The organism is Vibrio genomosp. F10 str. 9ZD137 (assembly GCF_049974785.1).
Lineage (GTDB): Bacteria > Pseudomonadota > Gammaproteobacteria > Enterobacterales > Vibrionaceae > Vibrio.
Map to the genome: position 1 here is coordinate 1 of NZ_JBNGCJ010000802.1, position 1,051 is coordinate 1,051.

1 protein-coding gene is annotated in these 1,051 nt (G+C 37.7%); it reads left to right on the forward strand.

The window, feature by feature from the left end:
* Positions 1-40: 40 nt before the first annotated feature.
* Positions 41-568, forward strand: coding sequence for a hypothetical protein (locus ACP45E_RS18480; RefSeq protein ID WP_017037294.1), 528 nt, complete (start codon positions 41-43; stop codon positions 566-568).
* The last annotated feature ends 483 nt before the right edge of the window (positions 569-1,051 follow it).

The window sequence follows — 1,051 nt, forward strand, 5'->3', positions numbered from 1 at the left end:
GTTCACCCCTTAATTGGGCGTTAACTTTATAAGGAACTTGATGATCTGGACAATATTATTGGTAGCATCTTTCAGTTTTTCCCTCTATCAACTAAGTTTCGCGGCTTTTGCTAACGTATTGGATGGTGGGTGGTTATCTATAATTAGTGCAAGTGTTGGATTAGCTTTTGCTCCAATAGTTCGTATTTTTCAAAAATGGAAAGCGAACAAAAGTATTAATGTTCTAAGATCTCCTAACGACGCGACTCGCTTTTACGAAAGAAAGTTAAACTTTCCGTTAACTAGTATGTTTGCCATATTAACCTCAATAGCATTCTTTGCCGTGAGCAACCATAAATTCGCGAATGAAGAGCACCATCTAAAAACTTTTGAAGTTGTAAAAGTATCGTCAATGATGTTCAAAAATGGCTCTCAATTTAACTACGTACACGTTAGTGATGGTAGTAAGGTTGCTTATATAAGTGTTGATGAATCGCAAACTAGCTCTTATAAGCGAGGCGACTTAGTTAAAGTGAAAGTCAAAAAGGGTCTATGGGGGTTTTACATAGTCGAAGATCTAGCGGAGTAAATAAAGTTAACAAACTGCTTAAGACGGACTATCAACGCTCGGCGATTTTGGTTCTAGTCTGGTACAGTGTTTACGGTAGTTAGTTTAAGTATCGTGGTTTGCGTTGCTAGCCACTTAGCAGGGCGTTAGTTGGACTACAGAGCGTGCAAATTTGGTTTACATTATACCTTTGAAAATAGGTTTAAACTGAAATTGCTTTTAGCTTCGTTTCGGTTTGCTTGCTTTGATGGTCAACTGTCATCGCCTTTACAACACGCTACGAAAACTAATCAACTTCGTTCGTCACATTGCGTCGCTAATCATCTGTTTTTAATAAACTAAATTCAGTAATATCACGTTAATAATTTAATTTGTAGCTGCAGTGTTGAATGTCCAACTAACAAAGGCATTCAAGCGGAAAAATAACAGTTGGCCATCGCTTCGCGATTATACGCCAACCATTATTTTCCACTTAATAGCAGCGTTAAGACTCGCTGTGATTTT

Bases quoted from the DNA above. Each gene is read 5' to 3' on its own strand.
- ACP45E_RS18480 (WP_017037294.1), top strand. From the start codon at position 41: ATGATCTGGACAATATTATTGGTAGCATCTTTCAGTTTTTCCCTCTAT.